The sequence below is a fragment of the Oleiagrimonas sp. genome, assembly GCF_027858935.1.
Classification (GTDB): domain Bacteria; phylum Pseudomonadota; class Gammaproteobacteria; order Xanthomonadales; family Rhodanobacteraceae; genus Oleiagrimonas.
In genome coordinates this window covers 1-8666 of the sequence record NZ_JAQIBU010000171.1, presented here as the reverse complement: position 1 = coordinate 8666, position 8666 = coordinate 1, and the positions used below count along the sequence as shown (strand labels likewise).

The window sequence follows — 8666 nt, the reverse complement described above, 5'->3', positions numbered from 1 at the left end:
TAGGCCAGGGCCAGCAGGCGGCGCCAGAGCGGCGCGGGCAGGAGGGTCGATTCATTCATGGGCTTGCGCCGGCCACATCATTGCGTCCAGCATCCGGTCATGGGCAAACAGATGCACAGTATCGCCGATGTGGACCGCGCCAGCATCGATGCCTTCATCGAGCGGCTGTGGTCCGAGGACGGCCTGGCCGAGCGCACGCTGGAAGCCTACCGCCGCGATCTGGAGGGACTCGCGCGCTGGCTCGCCGGACACGCGCGTGGTCTGGAACAGGCCCGGCGTGAGGATCTGTCCGGATATCTGGGTGCCGAGCGTGTGTCCGCACGCAGCATGGCGCGGCGGCAGACCACCTTTCGCCGCTACTACGGCTGGATCGGTCGCCAGCGAACCGGTTTCGAGGATCCGACGCTGCTGCTGCAGCGCCCCAAATTGCCGCGTGGCCTGCCCAAGGCACTGGGCGAGCGAGAAATCGAGGCACTGCTGGCCGCACCCGATGTCGGTACGCCACTGGGGCTGCGCGACCGCGCCATGCTCGAGTTGATGTACGCCTCGGGCCTGCGCGTCTCGGAACTGGTCAACCTTCCGGTCGCCGGCCTCAACCTGGGTCAGGGGGTGCTGCGGGTGACCGGCAAGGGCGACAAGGACCGGCTGGTCCCGGTGGGCGAGACCGCGCTGGACTGGATCACCCGCTACATGCATGACGCACGTCCGCAACTGGCGCGGGGTCGCCAGCCGGCGGCGCTGTTTCTTTCCAATCGCGCCGCGGCGATGAGCCGACAGATGTTCTGGATCCTGGTCAAACGCTACGCCATGCAGGTGGGCATCAACGCCAGGCGCATCTCGCCGCACGTGTTGCGCCACTCCTTCGCCACCCATCTGCTCAATCACGGCGCGGACCTGCGCGCGCTGCAGATGCTGCTGGGCCACAGTGCACTGAGCACCACGCAAATCTATACCCTGGTGGCCCGAGAGGGGCTCAAGCGCCTGCATGCCCGGCACCATCCGCGCGGCTGACCAACGCTGCGCATCCCGCAGTGCAGGCCGGGCACCCATCCTGTGTTGTGCGTCCGATCATCGTGAGACAATGCGTCACAAACCGGCCCCGCACGCACCCAGCGTGTCCCTGGCCCGGAGTCGAGAGTCCACATGAAGACGTTACCAAGGGTGCTGTTCCCCATCGTCGCGCTTGCCCTTTTCGCCGGGGTGATTGCGAATGCAAGCGCGGGCACCGAAGGCCACGCCTCGCAGGTTGTTCACAAGGCGCTTGCCGGTCTGGCGCCCGGCGCAACGATAAGCCATGTCGGCCCGGCGCCGGTCCCCGGTTTCTACCAGGCCCTGGTGCAAGGCAGCATGGTCTATGTCAGCGCCGATGGAACCTATGTGATGGCCGGCACGCTGTATGACGCCCCGGCACAGCGTAATCTGACCCGTCGGCGGATGGACACCGTACGACGCGAGACCCTTGCCGCCGTTCCCGCCAGCGACTACCTGACCTATGCGCCGGCGCATCCGAAGTTCACGGTGACGGTGTTCACCGACATCGACTGCGGTTATTGCCGCGTGTTCCATCAACAGATGGCGGCCTACAACGCCGAGGGTATCGCGGTGCGCTACCTGTTCTGGCCGCGTTCGGGGATCAAGGCGGTCCCCAGCGGTCGCGAAACACCTTCGTACGTCAAGGCGGTGTCGGTGTGGTGCGCACCGGATCGCAAGAAGGCCTTCGACCAGGCCAAGGTGGGGGCCACTGTCCCTGTGGCAAAATGTCCCAACCCGATCGCGCGTGAATATCGGCTTGGCGAGCGCATCGGCGTGGATGCCACACCGACCATCATTGCCGGGGACGGTTCCGTGGTGGGCGGTTACCTCAGTCCGTCCCAGTTGCTGCACGCCTTGCGCATGACACGGGTCAGCGATGCGCGGGACGCTGCGGACAGCGGCAGTTCGGTGTCGTCAAGCCCCTGAACCGGTCGTTTGAGGGCGCAGCGGGGGCGCGCACACTGCGGTGGTTTTGACGCGGCCGGCCATCAGATAGAATGGTCTCTTTCCTCTTCCAAGAACGCACATGATTGCTCTCGACGGGCACAGTGCCCTCTCCCCGTTTCGTCTCGACCAGCTCAATGCGCGCCTGGACACGATCTATCGTGGCGTGCGCGTGCATGCGACCTGGTTTGTCTACTTTGTCGAAGCGGGTCAGTCCCTTGGGTCGTCGACGCGTACCCGCCTGATCGAGGTGCTTGACGCCCGCGACGGCGATCCCGCACAGGCGTCGGTTTGGGTGGTTCCGCGGCTGGGGACCATTTCGCCCTGGTCGAGCAAGGCCACCGACATCGTGCACGAGGCTGGCCTGGACATGGTCCGTGTGGAGCGCGGCGTGGCCTATCGCATGGAGGGGCTTCCCGAGCCCGATTCGACGGACTGGAACCTGCTGGCAGGCCAGTTGCACGATGCCATGACGCAGTCCGTGCTGACACGGATCGATGAGGCCGAGGGGTTGTTTCTGCATGGCAAGCCGGGACCGCTCGAACGCGTCGACCTGAATGAGGACGCCACCAAGGCTCTGCGGCAGGCCAACAGCGACCTGGGCCTGGCGCTGGCCGATGACGAGATCGAGTACCTCGCCGCGCGCTATGCCGAGATGGACCGCGATCCCAGCGACGCCGAGTTGATGATGTTCGCGCAGGCCAACTCCGAGCATTGCAGGCACAAGGTCTTCAATGCCACCTGGTCGGTCGATGCGGAGCCGGAGACGGCCACGCTGTTCGGCATGGTCCGGCACACCCACAAGATCTCCCCCGAACATACCCTGTCGGCCTACAGCGACAACTCCGCGGTCGTTGCGGGCGGCCCCGGGCGCCGTTTCTTTGCCGATTCTGCCGATGGCGTATGGCGCGGACACGAGGAGACGATCGACTTTGCCATCAAGGTCGAGACGCACAACCACCCCACCGCCATCGCCCCGTGGCCAGGCGCGGCCACCGGCGCCGGTGGTGAAATCCGCGACGAGGGCGCCACCGGCCGCGGCGGCAAGCCCAAGGCCGGCCTGAACGGTTTCTCTGTTTCGCACCTGCGCATTCCCGGACTGGCGCGGCCGTGGGAGAACGATCGTCCTCTACCGGCCCGATTCGCCAGCGCCTTCGAGATCATGCGCGATGGCCCGCTGGGCGCGGCTGCCTACAACAACGAGTTCGGCCGGCCCTGCCTGGGCGGCTACTTCCGCAGCTTTGAGGTCGAGAACGGCACGCCCGGCGTGCGCCGCGGCTACGACAAGCCGATCATGATCGCCGGTGGCCTGGCCAACATCCGTCATCAGCACGTGGCCAAGGGCACTGTTCGGCCCGGCGACAAGGTCGTGGTGCTGGGCGGACCGGCGATGCTGATCGGCCTGGGCGGCGCGGCCGGTTCGTCGATGGCCTCGGGCAGTTCCACCGATGCGCTGGATTTCGCCTCGGTGCAGCGCGACAACCCGGAGATGGAGCGCCGCTGCCAGGAAGTCATCGACAGTTGCTGGGCGCGTGGCGAATCCAATCCCATGGTCAGCATTCATGACGTGGGTGCCGGCGGCCTGTCCAACGCGATTCCCGAGATCCTGCACGACGCAGGTCTGGGCGGCGACATCGACCTGGCAAAGATCCCCTGCGACGACCCGGCGCTGACACCGATGCAGGTGTGGTGCAACGAGTCGCAGGAGCGCTATGTCATTGCTGTGCGCCCGGATGATCTGGAGACCCTGGAGGCCATCTGCGTGCGCGAACGTTGCCCGCTGGCCGTGGTGGGCGAGGCCACCGAGCAGGCCCACCTTCGAGTGCATGACACACGTCGCGACATACGTGTGATCGACTTGCCGATGGACGTGCTTTTCGGCAAGCCGCCGCGCATGCACCGCGATGCCGTTCGCAGCAAGCCGCGCGTGGACCTGGTGCCTGATCTGTCGGGTATCGATATCCGCGAAGCCCTGGACCGGGTGCTGCGCATGCCGGTGGTCGGCAGCAAGTCGTTCCTGATCACCATCGGCGACCGCAGCGTCGGTGGCCTGTGCTCGCGCGACCCGATGGTGGGACCATGGCAGGTGCCGGTGGCAGATTGCGCGGTGACACTGCTCGATTTCGACGGCTACGCCGGTGAGGCCATGGCCATGGCCGAGCGCGCCCCGGTGGCCTTGTTGTCCAGTCCCGATGCTGCACGCATCGCCGTGGGCGAGGCCATCACCAATCTTGCCGCCGCGCCGATCGGCGATCTCGGCCGGGTCCGCCTGTCGGCCAACTGGATGGCGGCCGTCGACCACAAGGGCGAGGACGCGGCGCTGTTCGACGCCGTGCATGCGGTGGCGATGAAGCTGTGTCCGGCGCTGGGCATCTCGATCCCCGTGGGCAAGGACTCGCTGTCGATGCAGACCGTATGGGACGATCCGCAGGACGGGGAGCAACGCACCGTGTCGCCGGTCTCGCTGGTCGTGACCGGATTTGCCCGTGTCGATGACGTGCGCATGTCGCTTACCCCGCAGTTGCGCCTGGACAAGGGTGAGTCCGACCTGTGGCTGATCGACCTCGGCGGCGGTCGTGATCGCCTCGGCGCCTCGGCGCTGACCCAGGCCTTCAACCGCGGCGGCGGCGTGCCGCCCGACCTGGATGACCCGAAACGTCTGAAGGGCTTGTTTGATCTGGTCCAGGAAGCCAACGCCGAAGGCATGCTGCTGGCCTATCACGACCGTTCCGATGGCGGTGCGATCGTCACGCTCCTGGAAATGGCCTTTGCCGGTCATTGCGGCCTGGAGATCCAGCTTGAAGGCTGGGCCGATGCCAGCCTGCGCGCGCTGTTCAACGAGGAACTGGGCGCTGTGCTGCAAGTGCCGCGCGACCATCGCGAGGCGTTCCGCGCGTTGCTCGACAAGCATGGGGTTGCGGGCCTGAGCTACCGCATCGGCGAGCCGCGCAGCAAGCTGGGCATCAAGCTGCTGCTGGGCACGGATGTCTTTGCAAAGTGGAACTGGAAGGAGCAGTTCAAGGCCTGGTCCGAAACCAGCCATGCCATGCAGCGCCGCCGCGACAACCCAGAGTGCGCCGACAGTGAACTCGAGTGGCGCATCGATGATGACGACCGCGGCATCCAGCCCAAGCTCACGTTTGATCCAGCCGAGGACATCGCTGCGCCGATGATCGCCACCGGCAAGCGTCCGCGCGTTGCGATCCTGCGTGAGCAGGGCGTCAACGGACAGGTCGAGATGGCTGCGGCCTTCGACCGTGCGGGATTCGAGGCGGTGGACGTGCACATGTCGGATTTGCTGGCCGGACGAGCGACCCTGGAAAAATTCCATGGCCTGGCCGCCTGCGGCGGCTTCTCCTACGGCGACGTGCTGGGCGCCGGTCGCGGTTGGGCGACCACCATCCTGCACAACCAGCACCTGCGCCCGCAGTTCGAGCGTTTCTTTGCCGACAGCGGCCGCTTTGCCCTGGGCGTGTGCAACGGTTGCCAGATGCTGTCGCAACTGAAGGACATCATTCCCGGCGCCGACCATTGGCCAAAGTTCCTGCGCAATGCTTCCGAGCAGTATGAAGCCCGTTTGTCCACGCTCGAGGTGATGGAATCGGACAGCATCCTGCTCAAGGGGATGGCGGGTTCGCGGATCCCGGTGGTGGTCGCGCATGGCGAGGGCCGGACCGACTTTCCGGCCGATTGCAGCCCGTCCCGCAGCCATGGCTGTCTGCGCTACGTGGACAACCGCGGCGCCCCGACAGAGCGTTACCCGCTGAACCCCAATGGTTCGCCCGGTGGTCTTGGCGGCTTCACGGCCGCAGATGGACGCGTGCTGATCATGATGCCGCATCCCGAGCGCGTGTTCCGTAGTGTGCAGATGTCCTGGCACCCTGAGGCCTGGGGCGAGGACTCGCCCTGGATGCGCATGTTCCGCAACGCCCGCGTGTGGCTGGACTGATCACCCGGTTGGCCGGTTTTGCCGTAACGGGTTAGCATCGGCGATGCTTCGGGCGGCTTCGGATATGCCCGGTCCATGCACCGACAGGGATGGAACAGATCGCAATGGATGAGCAATACATCAGCATCGTCATTGTCACGGCCGACAGCGGACCGTCCACCCGCGAGTGCGTGAACCGCGCACTGGCCAGCGACGTGGCGGTCGAGGTGATCGTGGTCGACAACGGTTCCGAAGACGGCGAGCCGGAGGCCATCGCCCGTGCGCACAGCGACCTGGGCAACCTTCACATTCTCTACAACCGCAGCAACCTGGGCTTTGGCGCGGCAGCCAATATCGGCGCCACACAGGCGCGCGGCGACCATGTTGTTTTTCTCAACCCCGACTGCATGCTGCAGCCCGGGACCATGCGGCGCATGCGCGAGGCGCTTGCTTCACGCCGCAATGGCGGGCTGGTCGGAGCGGTGATCCAGTCTCCCGATGGCGCGGTCGATCCGTCTTCGCGGCGGCGCGACCCCCTGCTGCAACGCGTGCGCAACACCCTGCGCGGCAAGACGGACAGCGTCGGCCTGGATGGCGTACACGTGCCCGGCCCGCTCCCGCAAGGCGTCAGCGTCGAGGAGGCCGTGTCCGGCGCGCTGATGATGCTGCCCATGCGCGTGTTCGAACGTTGCAGGGGTTTCGACGAGGACTTTTTTCTGCACTTCGAGGACCTGGACCTGTGTCGACGCGTGCGCGATGCCGGTTACGAGGTATTGCTGGCCGGGGATGTCTGCGTCGAACATGCCGGCGGCGGTTCCAGCCATCACCGGCCGGTGTTTGTCAGTCGCCACAAGCACACCGGCATGTGGCGCTGGCTGCGCAATCATGACCCGGTTTTGCGCAAACCTTGGATCGCTGCAGTAGTCTGGTTGGGGATCTGGTCGCATTTTCTGATCACGCTTCCTGGGACCAGGGCTGGAAAACGAAAGCGGCCGGTGTCTGACGACTAGACCAACGCCTGCCTGTACGGCCCGTGACGGGTCATTGATTCGAGTGTTCTCATGAGCCTTGCCAACGCTTTTTCATCTCGGTTGTTCGTTGCGTGTGTACTGTTGCTGGCGCTCGGCGTGCTTCCAGCCTGCGCGTCGTCACCGGCAGCTACGTCCTCCCCTGCCGGCCCGCAGTGGAAGAGTCTTCTCCGACAGATCCAGGGCCGCTCCGTGACCAGCACTTCGGCCTTGTCCGGAGGAGATGTGGTCGCCGGCCTCAAGCAGGCCCTGGCCAAGGGCACCACGCACGCCATCGACACGCTGGGTCGCCACAACGGCTTCTGGAACAATCCCGCCGTGCGTATTCCATTGCCTGGCAGGCTCAAGCAGGTTGCCCAGCTGGCACGTCAGCTGGGGCAGGGCGCCAAAGTCGACGCCTTCCAGCTCAGCCTGAACCGCGCAGCGGAAAAGGCCGTGCCGCAGGTGGCCGACCTGTTTGGCCAGGCCATACGCAAGATGACGCTGCAGGACGCCAGGGGCATTCTCAGCGGCGGTGATCACGCCGCCACCGATTATTTCCGCCGCGTGGAAGGCCCGGCATTGGCCGCCCGCATCCAGCCCATCGTGGCACGGGCCACCAATAGTGTCGGCGTTACCCGGCACTACAAAGCCCTGGTATCCGACAGTCGGGGAGGCACTCTTGGATCGGCTCTTTCCCTGCTCGGCCAGTCCAGCAAGCACAATGACCTGGATCTGGACACCTACGTCACCCATGAGGCACTGAACGGTCTGTTCAAGACCATCGGGGACGAGGAAAAAGCCATACGCGAACATCCCGCAGCGCGCACCACGGCACTGTTGAAAAAGGTGTTCGGCGGTCGCTGACACGCATCATGAAGGGGATGGCTGCACGGGACCTTGCTTGGCGTATTCAGGTTGTTCGCCGTAGGCTGGTCAGAGTGTTCAAGGCTTGCTTACGGAGATCTCGATGATCCGCGAAATCCTGAAGATGGGTGATCCGCGCCTGCTTCGGATTGCCGAGCCGGTGAAGGCATTCGGCACGCCCGAGCTGGATGCGCTGATCGAGGACATGTTCGACACCATGCATCACGCCGGCGGGGTGGGGCTGGCCGCGCCGCAGATCGGAGTGGACCTGCAGGTGGTGGTCTTTGGCTTCGATCACAGTGATCGGTATCCGAATGTCGAATCGGTACCACTCACGATCCTCCTCAATCCTGTTATCACTCCGTTGTCCCAGGACATGGAGGAAGGTTGGGAGGGCTGTCTTTCGGTGCCCGGCATGCGCGGCGCGGTGCAGCGCTTCAGTCTGATCGAATACAGCGGACTGGACCGCAAGGGCGCGCCGATCGAACGCACGGCCGAAGGATTCCATGCGCGCGTGGTGCAGCATGAGTGCGACCACCTGATCGGGCGGCTGTATCCGTCGCGGATCACCGATTTCAGCAAGTTCGGCTTTATCGATGTGCTGTTCCCCGAGCTTGATCCCGAACTTGAGGCCTGACTGCGTACGCGGTGGCATGTCCGGCAACGGTCGCCGCAAGCCACGTTCCTGCAGCGAAGCGGCGGTTTGCGGTTGTCGCCATGTGCCGGCCCTGCAGGTTGCGGCGGTTGCACCAGCGGTCAGTCGCGGCCGACGCGGCAGCGGTTGATCTGGTCCCGCATCGCCCGGGCGGCCGCACGTGCGGATGCGGCAAAGTCTGTGTCCGTGCCCGCGTACAGAATGGCGCGCGAGGAGCTGATCATCAGTCCGG

At 65.3% G+C, this 8666-nt stretch carries 6 protein-coding genes and 1 pseudogene; 6 read left to right on the top strand and 1 reads right to left on the bottom strand.

Annotated elements, in window-relative coordinates:
* Positions 1 to 99 precede the first annotated feature (99 nt).
* The 6 genes from xerD (at position 100) to def (ending at position 8416) form a co-directional block, all read left to right on the top strand.
* Positions 100 to 1011, top strand: coding sequence for a site-specific tyrosine recombinase XerD (gene xerD, locus PF446_RS06240; protein WP_298070377.1), 912 nt, complete (start codon positions 100 to 102; stop codon positions 1009 to 1011).
* A gap of 132 nt (positions 1012 to 1143) precedes the next feature.
* Positions 1144 to 1959, top strand: a complete 816-nt coding sequence (locus PF446_RS06235; protein WP_298070376.1) for a DsbC family protein — start codon at positions 1144 to 1146, stop codon at positions 1957 to 1959.
* A gap of 100 nt (positions 1960 to 2059) precedes the next feature.
* Positions 2060 to 5926: a phosphoribosylformylglycinamidine synthase gene (purL, locus tag PF446_RS06230; protein WP_298070375.1), complete on the top strand. Its 3867-nt coding sequence runs from the start codon at positions 2060 to 2062 to the stop codon at positions 5924 to 5926.
* Positions 5927 to 6030: 104 nt separating this feature from the next.
* Positions 6031 to 6915 (top strand): glycosyltransferase family 2 protein, encoded by an 885-nt coding sequence (locus PF446_RS06225; RefSeq protein ID WP_298070374.1) that lies wholly within the window; start codon positions 6031 to 6033, stop codon positions 6913 to 6915.
* 210 nt (positions 6916 to 7125) lie between these two features.
* Positions 7126 to 7779, top strand: a complete 654-nt coding sequence (locus PF446_RS06220; protein ID WP_298070373.1) for a DUF4197 domain-containing protein — start codon at positions 7126 to 7128, stop codon at positions 7777 to 7779.
* A 103-nt stretch (positions 7780 to 7882) separates the two neighbouring features.
* Complete coding sequence (gene def, locus PF446_RS06215; protein ID WP_298070372.1) at positions 7883 to 8416, top strand: peptide deformylase; 534 nt, start codon at positions 7883 to 7885, stop codon at positions 8414 to 8416.
* 119 nt (positions 8417 to 8535) lie between these two features.
* On the opposite strand, the pseudogene PF446_RS06210 reads toward def, so the two are convergent.
* Positions 8536 to 8666, bottom strand: a pseudogene (locus PF446_RS06210) (orotidine 5'-phosphate decarboxylase); the annotation flags it as partial.